The organism is Enterococcus alcedinis (assembly GCF_014635985.1).
GTDB lineage: Bacteria > Bacillota > Bacilli > Lactobacillales > Enterococcaceae > Enterococcus_I > Enterococcus_I alcedinis.
In genome coordinates, this window is record NZ_BMDT01000005.1 from 69,143 (window position 1) to 84,025 (window position 14,883).

General features: G+C 37.7%; 10 protein-coding genes. 2 read left to right on the plus strand and 8 right to left on the minus strand.

Going from position 1 to position 14,883, the window contains the following annotated elements:
• Positions 1 to 31 precede the first annotated feature (31 nt).
• The 8 genes from IEV09_RS06820 to IEV09_RS06855 form a co-directional block, all read right to left on the minus strand.
• Positions 32 to 1,714 (minus strand): ribonuclease J, encoded by a 1,683-nt coding sequence (locus IEV09_RS06820; RefSeq protein WP_188367536.1) that lies wholly within the window; start codon positions 1,712 to 1,714, stop codon positions 32 to 34.
• A gap of 344 nt (positions 1,715 to 2,058) precedes the next feature.
• Positions 2,059 to 3,105, minus strand: coding sequence for an aspartate-semialdehyde dehydrogenase (locus IEV09_RS06825; RefSeq protein WP_188367537.1), 1,047 nt, complete (start codon positions 3,103 to 3,105; stop codon positions 2,059 to 2,061).
• A gap of 343 nt (positions 3,106 to 3,448) precedes the next feature.
• On the minus strand, positions 3,449 to 5,209 hold the full coding sequence (locus IEV09_RS06830; RefSeq protein ID WP_188367538.1) for a glycoside hydrolase family 13 protein: 1,761 nt from the start codon (positions 5,207 to 5,209) through the stop codon (positions 3,449 to 3,451).
• A 14-nt stretch (positions 5,210 to 5,223) separates the two neighbouring features.
• Positions 5,224 to 7,209 (minus strand): type I pullulanase, encoded by a 1,986-nt coding sequence (gene pulA / locus IEV09_RS06835; RefSeq protein ID WP_188367539.1) that lies wholly within the window; start codon positions 7,207 to 7,209, stop codon positions 5,224 to 5,226.
• Entirely contained in the window at positions 7,206 to 7,841 is a 636-nt protein-coding gene (locus tag IEV09_RS06840) for a DUF624 domain-containing protein (protein ID WP_188367540.1), read from the minus strand. The genes pulA and IEV09_RS06840 overlap by 4 nt, the downstream gene beginning before the upstream one ends.
• Positions 7,842 to 7,845: 4 nt before the next feature.
• Positions 7,846 to 8,733: a carbohydrate ABC transporter permease gene (locus IEV09_RS06845; RefSeq protein WP_188367541.1), complete on the minus strand. Its 888-nt coding sequence runs from the start codon at positions 8,731 to 8,733 to the stop codon at positions 7,846 to 7,848.
• A gap of 23 nt (positions 8,734 to 8,756) precedes the next feature.
• Positions 8,757 to 9,671, minus strand: coding sequence for an ABC transporter permease (locus IEV09_RS06850; RefSeq protein ID WP_188367542.1), 915 nt, complete (start codon positions 9,669 to 9,671; stop codon positions 8,757 to 8,759).
• A gap of 97 nt (positions 9,672 to 9,768) precedes the next feature.
• On the minus strand, positions 9,769 to 11,439 hold the full coding sequence (locus tag IEV09_RS06855) for a type 2 periplasmic-binding domain-containing protein (RefSeq protein WP_188367543.1): 1,671 nt from the start codon (positions 11,437 to 11,439) through the stop codon (positions 9,769 to 9,771).
• 197 nt (positions 11,440 to 11,636) lie between these two features.
• Between IEV09_RS06855 and IEV09_RS06860 the strand changes: the two genes are divergently transcribed.
• Positions 11,637 to 13,139, plus strand: a complete 1,503-nt coding sequence (locus tag IEV09_RS06860; protein ID WP_188367544.1) for a response regulator — start codon at positions 11,637 to 11,639, stop codon at positions 13,137 to 13,139.
• Positions 13,136 to 14,833 carry a sensor histidine kinase gene (locus tag IEV09_RS06865; RefSeq protein ID WP_188367545.1) on the plus strand — a complete coding sequence of 566 codons (1,698 nt, stop codon included), beginning with the start codon at positions 13,136 to 13,138 and terminating at the stop codon, positions 14,831 to 14,833. The genes IEV09_RS06860 and IEV09_RS06865 overlap by 4 nt, the downstream gene beginning before the upstream one ends.
• Positions 14,834 to 14,883 lie beyond the last annotated feature (50 nt).

Consider the following 14,883-nt stretch of genomic DNA (forward strand, 5'->3'; position numbering starts at 1 on the left):
ACACTCTTCATATTTCCAGACAATATCAGTCTTATGAACGACGGCGGTTTCTTTGGCTACCTTCCATGATAACTGGCAAAATAACTGGACGGCGTTTTGTATGGTCAAATAAGAAGCGGCTTAACTGGTCACGAATGTCTTGTTTCAGTTTTGCCCACTCAAATTCGTCATCTTGTAGGTGTTTCTCAACGATTTGCTCGACCATTTCGCTACCTTCACGTAATAGATCACGATTCGCTTTAACATAAACGAAGCCACGCGTTGTAATTTGCGGTTTTGAAATAATACGTTTTTCACGACGACTAATTGTTACAACAGCGACAAACACGCCATCTTCTGATAACACTTTACGGTCTTTTAACACGATATTTCCGATGTCACCAACACCGATACCATCAACCATTACATTATCAGCAGGAACAGAACTTGCCTGTTTCAACTCACCTTTAATTAGCTCGTAAATATCACCACGAGCAGCAATATGGATATTCTTCTTCGGAATCCCCACTTCTTCAGCTAAGCGCGCATGCGCGGCTAATAAACGGAATTCACCTTGAATTGGGAATAAATATTTTGGTTTCATTAAATTCATTAATAATTGTAAGTCTTGCTGACCAGCATGACCAGATACGCGATAATTATCAGAAATCGTACGGACGATACCGCCATTACGGTAAATAATATCTTCCGTTTTTGCCATGACTGTTTCCATCGCAAGCGTTGGTGTTGTCGCGATATAAGCAAGATCGCCTTCTTTGACACGAATCGTACGGTGTGTGCCGTTTGCCATTTTTTGTAAAGACTTAATTGGCTCGCCCATACGACCGGTTTCTAAAATTAGAATTTCTTCGTCTGGGTAGTTTTTCATCTCTTTTAATGTTACTAATAAATCATCGGATGGTAAGGTTAATTTACCTAACTTCATCGCTGTTTTAATGATGCGACTGAAATCTTGACCCGTTAGCACGACTTTACGATTTGAACGATGTGCCGCAATTAAAATTTGCTCCACACGTTGTAAGTTGCTGGCAACACAAGCCGCGATAATTCGACCTTCCCAGTAGCGAATATTATCATAAACTTCATCGGCAATTTGTAATTCCGATGCTACAGGCTCTGGGTTTTCGGCATTGCTTGACGTACTTAGTAAAGCTAACACTCCTTGGCGACCAATCTCTGCCAAACGAGCATAATCCGTTTGATACATCGGAATTGCTGTTTGGTCAAATTTGAAATCACCTGTATAAACAATATTGCCTTCTGGAGTCGCTAAACAAATACCAACTGAATCTGGAATGGAGTGTGTTGTTGGGAAGAAACTAACAACACCTGAGCCAAAATCAATTTCTGATTTCGTATCAATCACATGGAACTCTCTGAATTTTTTCGTTGGTTCATAGCGTTGGACTGCTAATTTCGCTAGCTCAATCGTCAACTCTGTACCAAAAACAGGCACTTCGAATTTTTCAAGTAGATAAGGTAACGCGCCGATTGCATCGGCATGTCCGTGAGTTAAGAAAACTCCAACGACACGATCCGCATTTTCTTCTAAATACGTAAAATCAGGAATCACAGTATCGATTCCAAGCAATTCATTTTCTGGATATCTTAGACCACAATCTAGTACAAAGATGTCGTCATTCACTTCTGCAATGTATAAGTTTTTTCCATTCTCGCGTACACCGCTTAGTGGAATAATTTTTATTGAACTCAAATTGTTCACCTCTCACTTTTTATTTTATTGGTTATTTATTTTCTCTTACAAAAAAAATCCCATCTCTTTTATTATACACGAAAATACGTAAAAAGTACGGATTCCGATTGTAAAAGCATAAAAATCGTTAGGAATAACGAACGATTCCATAGAAAAAACGATAGTCGCAACTTACGATTGATAAGTCGCACTACCGTTTAAATTTTTATGACCTCTTTTTTGAAACGGTATAATAATAGCAACGACCGCGGAGATAAGTTGCTCCCAGCTAAAAATCAAAAAAAAACGATTTTTTCTGGTACCCTCTTATCTCTTGTCGTTAAACGCTTTTATTATGACCTCTTTTATAATAATTTTAGTGCGTGCATTTTTTCGGCGATTTGAATCGAGTTCCATGCGGCACCTTTTAGTAAGTTATCTGAAACAACCCACAAGTGGAAACCTTTTGGATTATCTAAGTCGCGACGAATTCGTCCAACGAATGTTGCTTTATCATCAATACTATTGATTGCTTGTGGATAAAGCTGTTGGCTTGGATCATCTTGTAAAACCACGCCTGGAGCATTCGCTAATAGTTCTTGTAATGCTTTGACGTTTGTTTCTTTTTCGACTTCAATATAAATCGATTCTGAGTGTCCACTGACAACTGGGATACGGACACACGTTGCTGCAACTTTTATCGTATCGTCACTCATAATTTTTTTCGTTTCGTTAATCATTTTCCATTCTTCTAACGTATACCCATCTTCACCAAAGACATCGATTTGTGGTAAGGCATTAAATGCGATTGGGTAATGTTTTTTATCGCCAGCTGAAGGTAAAACTTCTGCTTTTAACTCTTTTAAGGGCGTGCCTTCACTGTAAGCCTTGACTTGGTTTTCAAGCTCAGCAATTCCTTGTGCACCTGCACCAGAAACGGCTTGATAAGTCGATACGACAATTTTCTCAAGACCAAACGCTTGGCGAATCGGCTCTAGAGCAACCATCATTTGAATGGTCGAACAATTTGGGTTGGCAATAATGCCTTGGTGGTCACGTAAACTCTCTGGATTGACTTCTGGTACAACTAACGGCACGTTTTCATCCATACGGTAATGGCTCGTATTATCAATTACGACAGCGCCACGTTTGACTGCTTCTGGTGCGAATTTTTCAGATAAACTACCTCCTGCACTAAAAATCGCAATATCGACCCCTGTAAAGGCCTCAGCTGTTAATTCTTCGACTACGATCGTCGTATCTTTAAAAGGAATTGTTTTGCCGACTGAACGTTTTGAAGCCAAAGCTTTCACTTCTTTAATTGGTAAATTTGCTCCATTTAATAGCTCAACAATTTTTGTTCCAACGGCTCCTGTCGCTCCTGCAACTGCGATTGTATAACTCTTACTCATTCTTAAGCAACTCCTTCATTTCTAAACATTTTTTCATCATTCTATCATAATCTCTGAAAATTACTAGGAAAAACTCTATTAAACGTGTAATTTTGATTTTCCCCATTGATTGAAAAGGTTTTCTTGAGTCCCTGAAGCTAAAAATTGACTTTTACATCTCTAAAGTAAAAACGACTCACTTTGAGCTACTTCCCTCCCGAATGCTTGATTAAGTAGCTATTATTTGAGAAAAAGGCAAATAGTAGCTATAATGGAGGCAAGAAGGATTTTGGGGAAGATTCTTCTCAGCGTGCAAGTTATCAAAAAAAGAAACGGTTGGTTTATTGCCAACCGTTTCTTTTTTTTATTTTGACGTAATCACAAATCCCTTTGGCGCAATTTCGCTGTGCTGATTTGTGACTTGAACACCGTTTGAAAGTAAGACTTTTCCGCTTATCTCACTTGTTATCGTTGTTGTACCTGTATTGAAAATCCCTTGAATGCTTTGATTCGATAATTGTCGTTCAAAAACAATGCGTCCATCTACGTTATTCGTTTCTAACCACTGGACAGTTCCCTCAGATAAGATAGAAGATTTGGTTCGACGAAGCGCAATCAACTCTTTCACAAATTGATGCAACTCACGATCTTGCTTGTCTTCTTCCCAAACCATACACTTACGGCAATCCGGATCGTTTCCACCGGTCATACCAATTTCATCGCCATAATACAGACATGGCACTCCTGGTTGAATGTAGGTGAAGGCCATGACTTGTTTCATCAAGTCCTTGTCTTCTTTCGTTTCAGTCAACAGACGTGCGGTATCATGTGAATCTAGCACGTTAAATTGCATTTGATTCGTTTGATCCGGATAAAGCATTAACTGGCTATTAATTTCTGACACCATTTTTTCCAATCCGATTTCTTCTTTGACAAAGTAACCTAGAATCGCATCGGTATATGCATAATTCATCACGGCATGGAACTCGTCACCTTGCAACCAACGTTGGGAAGAATGCCAAATCTCACCTAAAATATAGAAGTCTTCTTTCGTCTCGTCACAAACTTGACGGAATTTCTTCCAAAATAAATGATCGACTTCATTGGCAACATCTAAACGCCAAGCATCAATGTCATATTCTTCAATCCAATATTTGGCAATATTTAATAAATATGCTTGTACTTCTGGATTGGCGGTATTTAATTTCGGCATATGTGGCGTAAAGGCAAACACATCATACGTAATCTCAGAAGCATTTTCAAAATCTTTGCCTTCCGTATATGTGACTGGGAATTCACGAACGTAAAACCAGTCGGCATATTTAGAATTCTCCCCATTTTTAATCACATCTTGCCATTGTGGCGACACATCGCCCATGTGATTGAAGACCGCATCTAACATGACTTTAATTCCACGAGCATGGCACGCTTCAACCAGCTTTTTAAATAACGCTCCGTCCCCGAAATCAGGGTCGATTTTTAAGTAGTCAATCGTATCGTATTTATGGTTCGATCCTGCTTCAAAAATCGGACAGAAATACAACCCGTTGATTCCTAAATCTTCCAAGTAATCGAGATTATCTAGAACACCTTGTAAATCGCCACCAAAGAAATCTTGACGCTCAGGATCTTGACTGCCCCAAGGAAGCGTCCCTTCAGGATCATTGGTCGGATCACCATTGGCAAAACGTTCTGGGAAGATTTGATACCACACCGTCTCCTTCACCCATTCTGGTGATTTAAAACGATCGATTTCTTGGAAAAACGGCATTCTAAAATAATTATTGGCCATCGCTAAATATTTTTCTTCCAATGGATAAATCCCATGGTCACCATAAAAAGCGGATAAACCATCTTCACCTTCTATAGTGAAGCCATACGATAAACGTTTCGTATCCGAAGTCACGGCGATAAACCAATAATCATAAAGGTCTGTCGAAAGGATTTTAAGCATCGCTTGAGGTTCTTGGTACCACTTTTGACTGACTAAATAAGGGTCGCCACTTAATAAGTTTACTTTTTTTACATCACCTTTGGCCGTACGTAAGCGGATATGCATCGTATCTTTATCATAAAGATACGCAAATTCACTTTCAGGACGATGATAAATTGCTGCTGTATTCATAGATGTCGCTCCTTTTATTTTGCTAAAATCAATAAGCTTTTGGCAGACAATTGAATTTGTTTACCTGTTCGTATTCCCTTTGAAACCTCACTCGCACTTTCATTATCTGCTAAAACGTGCCAGGTTGATTCTTGTTGCAAGTCAAAATCATACGTCTCATCCGAACTATTAACCAATACCATCAATGACTCCCACTGACTCGTTTGGCTAGCATCCCTTATTTGATAGGCTACCATATTTTCTGGCATTTCTGGATAAAATTGATAACTTTGAGCCGCTTCAATTGTTCCACTGGTCAGCGGTGTAAATTGTTCTCGAATTTGATTTAACCCACGATAAAAATCGACTAAATCTGAAAATTCAGCCATTCGCTCCCAATCAATTTGATTGATTGCTAAACTAGAAATGTACGAGTTATCATCCCCAAGTTTGGTTCGTCCATACTCTTCACCAGCATGGGTAAAGAGGCCGCCTTGGCTTGTAAATAACAATGTCGCAGCTAGACGATTCATTTGTACGTATGCTTCATTGCGTACATAGTCAGCCGTTTGTGGTTCTTCGACCGTTGTTGCCACTAGTTTATCCCACAGCGTGAGATTATCATGCGCGGAAACATATGCCACCACTTGACTCGGATTTTGACTCCAAATCACGGCTTCTTCAACACCTGTGACTGGCACACAATTACCTAAAATACCGGCTTGTAATTCTTTGTTATAGACCGTTTGTTTCTTTTGATACACACCATTCATCCCTTGGACAAAAGCCCCTTCGTTTTCAATAAAAACATCCCCTTTGACACTATCGCGTAAGTTGTCGTTGAAGACCGCAATCCCTTCACGAAAAGCGCTGACGTTGGTTTTATTGGCCGGTAGATTCGGTTCCTTAATCTGATTCGTGCCTGCGTCCCACGGCTCGCCGTACATCAAGACATGCTCAAGGCCCGCTTGATCTAACGCTTCACGAATTTGATTCATTGTTTCCACGTCATGCAAGCCCATCAAATCAAAACGAAAACCATCGAGATGATACTCTTTGGCCCAATAAAGGATAGAATCAATCATATATTTGCGCATCATTTGACGTTCTGAAGCCACTTCATTGCCACAGGCAGAACCGTCCCCAAAACCACCATTCGCATCTTGACGATAATAATAATCAGGTATGGTCAAATTAAACCATGAGTTTTCGGTCAACGCGGTATGGTTATAAACGACATCTAAAATGACACCAATATTCGCTTGGTGTAACCCTTGTACCATTTGCTTAAATTCTTTAATCCGTGTGACTGGATTGCTTGGGTCACTGGAATATTTCCCTTCAGGTACGTTGTAGTTTTTGGGATTGTAGCCCCAGTTATAGACTGCTTCTTGCTCGTCATTGTCATAATCAAATGCAGGCAATAAATGCACATGACTAATGCCTAACTGTTTTAAATACGCTAAGCCTGTCGCCACTTCCCCGGCTTGATGAAGCGTCGTATTTTCCTCAGTAAAAGCTAGATATTTCCCAAGATATGCTTCACGAATCCCACTACTAGTCGACGCACTAAAATCCTCTACGTGAATCTCCCAAATATAACTTTGGTTTAATTGTTTACCTACAAATTGATCGTTTCCCCAATCACTTGGATTGGTTTGACTCAAATCAATAATCGCTGCACGATCGCCATTTATTCCCACAGCTTTGGCATAAAGATCGACAACTTCCACAATTTCTTCTCCACGTTGAATCACATAAGTATAAAAAAATCCGTTCAAATCTTTGGCCTCTTCTAACGTCCAGAGATTGTTGATTTGCGTCATTTCTAATTTCTGATAAACGGTTTGTTGTTTCTTATCGCCCGTTTCATATAAATAAACCATGACCTGATCGGCATCCGGTGCCCAAAGCTTAAACGTTGATTTTTCAGGCGTATACGTTAAACCAAGTTGATGATCTAAAACACTTTTTTCTTCAAGTTGCTGTATTCTATTTTCTTTAACGGCGATTAAATTCATTGCAATGTGTCCTCTTTCTCTAATTGACTTTTAAAAAGATTCAGTAAAATAAATGTACGAATATACAGTTGAAAACTAATCCCAACAAATAGATGGATGTAAATACCAAAAATAAGTAAGTAGCTTGATACCCCCATTAAAATGTATGGTCCAACCATTAAAACAAGTAAAAATAAACTACTAACCGGTTTTTTAATGAGTAATTTTACGGTGTTTTTTAGGGTTTGTTTGATGGTATCCTTGAAAATTGCTTGATAAAAAAAGCCATACTGGAAAAGATTCAACGCCATGATACTGACAATCGCAACACCAACCAATACAAAAATCGATTGATTCATGACAAGAATAAATTGCCAATCAAGCCATAAAAAGTAGAAGATGCCCGCAATGATCCCCCATAGCAACGTACTTTTTTTAAAATTCTCTTTAAACGCACGAATAAAAGTTGAAACAATCTTGCTTTCATCCACTTCAATCATTCGTTTAACCACCACAAAACCAGCCGTTTGCGCTGCCCCAATAGTGAATAGGGGCAGGCTAGCTAATAAGATACAGAGATTTAACGTGAGTAGATGCCAAGTTTTTAGCATAATTCGATAAAAAGGTCCCTCGATACGAAAGAATGTCTCCATTTCCCTACTCCTTTACAGCGCCAACAACAATTCCAGACACAAAATATTTTTGTAAAAACGGATAAATAACTAACAATGGAATAATCGCAATGACGATTTTTGCAGCATTTAAGTTTCTATCTGAAACGGCCAATAAACTCTGTAATTGCTCCGATGACAGTCCTGTTGAATTTTGAAGCGTCTCTGCAATATTAACTGAGAGTGATTGAATATAAGTCATCAATGGATAGTTGCTTACTTGCGTCATATAAATTAATCCACCAAAGAAATCGTTCCAGCTTCCAACAATACTGAACAACGATACGGTTGCTAAAGATGGCAGTGAGATTGGCACATAGATTTTCATTAGAATATCCCATGCATTGGCGCCATCAAGTAAAGCTGATTCTTCTAATGATTTTGGTACTCCTCGGAAAAAGTTCATAACTAAAATTAAACTTCCTATAGGAACAGCACTTGGTAAAATTAATGACCAAATATTATTTAGGAGTCCTAAATTCCGTACGATTAAATAAGTTGGAATCATCCCACCACTAAATAACATTGCGAAAATAATAATACTCATGAAAAATTTGCGTGAGTGAAATATTTTTTCGGATTTTGACAATGGGTAAGCCATAGTCACGATTAGTATTAAGTTGATAATCAAGGACATCACAACACGGAAAACGGAAATACCGAATGAGCGCCAAAATTGAGAATCTTCAATAATTCGTTCGTAAGCTGCCCAAGTAAAGTCAACAGGGATCAGTCCCACATTATTTCCTGCAACAGCTTCTGAGCTACTTAAAGACAGTGCAATTACGTTTAATAATGGAATCAAACAAGAGAGTGTCAATAAAATAACAATTAAATAAATGACAAATTGGCGTATACCAAATTTTTCCTTCATAATAAATTTCCTCCTCTAAATAATTAGAACATCACTCGATTGGTTTTCTTCTCAGCTAATTTATTTGAACCTAAGATTAAAATCAAACCAATAATCGAACGCACAAGCCCTACAGCCGCACCTAAACTATAGTCTCGACCAATTAAACCAATACGATAAATGTAGGTGTCCAACACGTCACCACTCTCATAAACTGGCGGTGAATATAAGTTATAAACTTGGTCAAAACCAGCATTCAAGATTCCTGGTAGCGCCAGAATGGTCATCAGAATAATAAATGGCATCATTCCTGGAATCGTAATGTAGCGAACTTGTTGATACCAATTTGCACCATCCATTGTTGCCGCTTCATAAGAGCCTGGATCAATCGATGTGATCGCTGCTAGGAAAATAATTGAGTTATAACCAAAGCCTTTCCAAACATCCGTCCAAATTAATAGATGCGGGAAAACTTTATTATCTCCTAAAAAGTTAATTGGATTTAAACCAATATTCTCTAAAATTTGATTCACTGTCCCATCTAAGTTAAATAAGTTCACAACTACTGAAGCCAAAATAACCCAAGATAGAAAATGTGGTAAATAAACAATCGTTTGCATTGATTTTTTCATCCATTTTACACGGATTTCGTTTAATAAAATTGCAAAACAAATTGGTAATAACGTGTTTAAAATAATCTTACCTACCGCAATAAAGACGGTATTATACGTTACTTGCCATACATCGGGTAAATTAAATAAGTACTTAAAATTATCAAATCCTACAAAATCTGATCCTAGAAAACCTCTCGCAGGAACAAAATCTTGGAAAGCCATGACGAGTCCAAACATTGGTGCATATGAAAAAACAAGTAAGAATAATATTCCTGGCATAATCATTGCTAGAAATAACCATTGATTTCTAGAAAAATAGGCTCTTTTTACTTTTTTTGCTTTCATCTCTTTCTCCTTATCTTAAACCATAATCTTTTTTTCTTATTTTTAAGTTAAAAAATAGAGCATTTGTTTATTACGCAAATGCTCTACCTCATTGTCATTATTTATCCGCATCTACTATCGTTTGCATTTCCTCTAAAATCGCTTTTCCACCTTGTTCTTCCCAAGTTTTTACATACTTGTCAAAGTTATCGAGTGATTCTTCTCCCGTTACAAATTTAATAAATTGACCTTCCTCTAATTTACCAATTTGTGCACCATTTCGTTCAGCTGCTTTGACGCTTTCAAAAATTGCTATCGGGTTAATTTCATTAAAATTACCTTGTTCACGAACGCCACCCATTACGTTATTCACTGCTAAGTAACGTGACGCATAAACTGCCCAATCCGTCGTGTCTGCACCTTCTGGATTGTCTAGGTAAGCTTTAATTTTTTCAGCATTATTTTTAACAATGAAACTGCTAATATCATCCATGTTTGTTTCGCCTAGTGCCGCTTGAGATGCAATCACAGCATCGTCAATTTCACTTAGGTTTTTGAATAATTCAATATTAATTGGTCGTACCGAACCATCAACTGCAAGTTGTGTGTATTCATAAATTTCAGGAAACTCTGTTGCCATGTCTTCCGAATTTGGAATTTCGTCAAACAATAAATTCGTCATTTGAACTGCAACTTCCGGTTTTTCAAAATCTTTGCGAACAACAATAAATGATCCCACACCTGGTTTACTTACACCGTTAACAAATCCTTCGTCATTTTCAATCGCAAAAGGTGTAAATTGCGCATCCGGATTTGAAGCTTTCGCTTGAACCAATCCCCAATCAGACATATGCCATGGTCCTGGTACAATTCCTAACTCACCGTTAACCATCATTGCATGAATGTCATCGTACGTACGGGTTCCAAATTGTGGGTCTAATAACCCTTCTTCAAACCATTTGTTTAATTGAACTAATGTTTCTTTTGTTTCTGGCGTATTTGATCCATAAACAAGTTTTCCGTTACTATCCTTAATATGTGTTTTAGGGAAAGCATCAAAAACGTTGAAAATAGCTGACGCTGTATAAGCTGATCCTCCATGGTTATCAGAGCTTAACCAGTGAGCAATTGCTAATCCTTGTGTTTTTCCAGTGCCACTCGCATCTTTTTCTTTAAATGTTTTGGCTGTATCTTCTAGTTCTTTTAGTGTAATCGCATTATTTTTATCCGTATCTAGTTGAATATTTAAATTGTCTAACCAGTCTTGACGAATCCAAACCATGTTTGGACCAAAATCATTCGCCGTTCCTGGAATTCCCATCAATTGACCGTCAACCGTTGCTGCATCCAATTGAACCTTATCGAAAGAATTATAAATTTCTTTGATGTGGTCACTCGCAAACTCTTCATAAACTTCAGATAAATCCGCAATTAAATCGTTATCTGCTAGTTCTTCTAACTCTTCTCGACTAACTGCCATAATATCTGGAATTTCACCTGAAGCAATCGCTAGTGATACTTGACGACCATAATCATCTCCGTGCGCTTCAAAAGCACTTTCCAATTCAATGCCTAGTTCCTTTTTCATTAATCGACGATAAGCGTTATCGCTATATGTATCACCTTTAGGTAATTTAGAGTTTGGCGCTGTTTGCTGCCCTAATTTAACAATTGTATTTCCATCCGCATTAACTGGCGCTTCTTTTGCTCCGCCTCCACCACATGCTGCTAATACAAAAGGTAAGCTGAATAATAATGAGCTAAACAATGTTTTTTTCCACTTTGCCATCTTTTTTCTCTCCCATTTCTCGATGTATTTTAACTATCTTTATCATACGCAACCGCTTGCATTTAAGAAATAGCACTTTTTCCGAATTTATATTAATTTCTCCTAATTAAAAAGCGTTTTCAATACTTATAGATGAAGCGATGCCAAATACATGGTATGATTATTTCAATACAATTTGTCGATTAGGAGTTTTGCTGATGTACCATATTTTAATTGTTGATGACCATGTTGATCAACGTGAATTTCTTCAATTTTTATTGAAGAACCATCCTGTTTCCTTTCAAATCACTGAATCTGTCAATGGTAAAGAAGCGCTCGCTCTTTGCTCAGAACAAGCTTTTGATTTCATTATTACAGATGTCAAAATGCCATTTTTGTCTGGTATTGAATTCGCTGAAGCTTTACGTCAAAAAGGCATTCAGATTCCCATTTTGTTTATTAGTGGTTACGATGATTTTAATTATGTCAAAAAAGCACTGACACTACAGGCGATTGACTACTTATTAAAACCAATTAATCCACAAGAATTCAACGAACAAATCGACTTGCTCATTCAACGTGTCGCTGTTGATAAAGAAAGACAGCAACATTTAATCGATATCAAACAACTGCAACAACAAAAAATGATTACGAATTTGCTCCATGGAATTTCTTGCGCACAGTTAAACATAAGTGAGCAAAAAATCGCTCAAGACGTTTTTGATCGAAGCACGTTTATCTTTTTAATCGAAAGTGAACCGGAGCAAATCACGAGTCTCATTCATTCTCTCAAAGACAATGATCCAAAACGCTTGCTCCATCATCGTGTGAGTTCTTCACGAGTGGTTTTATTTTATTTCACACAAAATTTAGCGACTGCGCTTAAAAAAATTCAACTCGTTGAACAACACCTTACCTTACAAACGACGGGAAATTATACGATTGAGCGCTCTAATTTACTAACATCACCCGATGAGCTATTTAGCGCCTATCAGCTCCTTGAAACACAACTGACCCATCGCTTTTATGAACAAGCGCCCAATCCAAGCTTAGCTTTACAGCTTCCGACAGCCAACCCAATCGAGGAGTTAGCGCTCATTAAAGAACTTAAGGACTTGTTGCGTCAATCGGATTTTCTCTTATTGAAAGAAAAGATTGATTCCTTACTTGAACTGTATCACCAAGCGGCCTATGAATCACCGATGCTCACGAAATTCTTTTTTGCTAATTTATTTAAGACTATTCTTGAAGCCTCTAATTTTGTTTTGGAGACGAAACAAGTTCAACTCCAACAATTGTTACAAGTCAAAAAATTCTCTGACATTGCGCCTTTTCTGGATAATTTATTGCAAAAATTAACCGATCGACAAGAAGTTATCAATGATGACGGCAACGATTACGTGCGAGAAGCAAAAAAATATATTTTAAATTATTATAATCAAGAACTGAATTTAGAAGCCATTGCTAGTACGATTAACATTTCTCCTAAGTACTTAAGTGATTTATTTATCCGCGAAGAAGGTATTGGAATTAGTAAATACCTCAAACAAATTCGGATGGAAAAAGCACAAGATTTATTACAAAATAGCACCTTACGTGTCGGTGAAATTAGTGATCAAGTCGGATTTTCTAGTCACTCCTACTTTATTCGTAATTTCCGTGAACTGTTTCAAATGACTCCGGATGCCTATCGCAAGATGAATCGTCAGGTGAAAAAATGATTCGGCGCTGGAAATACTTCTTTCAAAACTTGCAGTTAAAAAACAAAGTATTGTTGATTTTCTCTGTTGCGGGCATTTTCCCGCTTTTGTTATTAACGATTTTTAGTTTAGTCATTATTCAATACTTTACGCTGCAGACAGAAAGAAATAAAAATGAAGATAATTTACTTTCGGCTTATCAGCAACTCAATGCCACGCTTTCTTCTTATGAGGACGCTTTGGCTTTTCTCGTAAATAATGATCAATTGGATCGCGAACTTTCGTTAAAAGACCCGACAAACTACGATCAGTACAACTTATATATTTATACGATTGTGCCCTTATTTAATAGTATCACTGCCCTACAACCAGACATTCAAAACATCACCTTATATACGACACTTGATGTTTACAATCATGGGGAGTTTGTGCGAAAAATCGAGAAAGATGACATTACTCGTTTTTTTACGTTCGATAAGAAAACTTCGACTGAGTATTTTTACGATAAACCCAACGACCGTATGTATTTGTACAGCCAACTTTTTTCACGAAATAGTAAGGAAAAACACGTCATTGTCTTTGATATTGATCCAAATACTTTATTCGGTAATATTAGTCCCATTTCTGAAGAATCTTATACCCTAAGTATTCAAGATCGCTATGGTCGTGATTTGTTTTATCGTACGCAAAAACCAGACGATCGTTCTAATCAACTATTTCCAAAGTTATTAGCGGCTTTATACCCAGGCGATGATCGTTATCAAAAAACACTCTCAAATGGTTGGGTCGTGCAATTCAGACGTCCTCTGGCGACCATGTATCACGGAACGTTATTACTGATTTTATTCGCAACGAGCTTGTTACTCCTTTCCTTACTACTCGTTTTCGTGGCGATATGGAGCTTAAATAAAACCGTCGTTTCCCCGCTACAAACCTTATCAAAAGAGATGGGAACGATCGACGAACAAGATTTCTTAAAGCACCAACTGACTTACGAAGCAAAAGATGAAATTGGCCAACTCTATCATGAGTTTAACCAGATGCTCTCAACGATTCATACACTGATTGATGATGTCTATCAAGGGGAAATCAACCAGAAGAAACATGAATTACGTGCGTTACAAGCGCAAATTAATCCTCATTTTTTCTATAATTCTTTGTCACTCATTAACAATAAGGCCGTCATGATCGGGAACCAGGAGATTAGCGAGATGGCTCAATTACTCTCGACTTTTTATCGTTTGAGTTTAAACAATGGGAAAAATCGTTTAAGTGTCAAACAAGAATTGGATTTAACGATTGCTTATGCTCAAATCCAGCTAAAGATGCATCGAGATTCCTTCGATTTGGTTACGGAGATTGATGAGCAGATTTATTCTTACGAAATTATGAATTTGCTGATTCAACCTTTTGTCGAAAACGCCATTTTTCATGGGATTGATCATATCGAAGATGAACGACGTGGGCGCTTACTACTCAAAGGCTATGCCACCGCTCATTCCATTTATATTGAAGTTTCCGACAACGGTGCTGGAATGGATAGCGAGCAAATTGCAACGATATTAAAATCGCAGCAAGGAGAGCACTATGGGATTTATAACATTCAACAACGAATGGCACTTTATTATGGTACTCGAGGCTCGATCGCCTATCACTCCCAAATTGGGGTCGGCACAAAAGTGATCATTCGATTACCAAAAATTATGACAGAATAACAAAAGAGGAAAACGAAAAAGCATCCCTTCACCATTTAAATTGAAGGAAT

Coding starts and splice junctions, on each gene's coding strand:
- IEV09_RS06825 (WP_188367537.1), bottom strand. CDS start 3,105: ATGAGTAAGAGTTATACAATCGCAGTTGCAGGAGCGACAGGAGCCGTT.
- IEV09_RS06830 (WP_188367538.1), bottom strand. CDS start 5,209: ATGAATACAGCAGCAATTTATCATCGTCCTGAAAGTGAATTTGCGTAT.
- pulA (WP_188367539.1), bottom strand. CDS start 7,209: ATGAATTTAATCGCCGTTAAAGAAAATAGAATACAGCAACTTGAAGAA.
- IEV09_RS06840 (WP_188367540.1), bottom strand. CDS start 7,841: ATGGAGACATTCTTTCGTATCGAGGGACCTTTTTATCGAATTATGCTA.
- IEV09_RS06845 (WP_188367541.1), bottom strand. CDS start 8,733: ATGAAGGAAAAATTTGGTATACGCCAATTTGTCATTTATTTAATTGTT.
- IEV09_RS06850 (WP_188367542.1), bottom strand. CDS start 9,671: ATGAAAGCAAAAAAAGTAAAAAGAGCCTATTTTTCTAGAAATCAATGG.
- IEV09_RS06855 (WP_188367543.1), bottom strand. CDS start 11,439: ATGGCAAAGTGGAAAAAAACATTGTTTAGCTCATTATTATTCAGCTTA.
- IEV09_RS06860 (WP_188367544.1), top strand. CDS start 11,637: ATGTACCATATTTTAATTGTTGATGACCATGTTGATCAACGTGAATTT.
- IEV09_RS06865 (WP_188367545.1), top strand. CDS start 13,136: ATGATTCGGCGCTGGAAATACTTCTTTCAAAACTTGCAGTTAAAAAAC.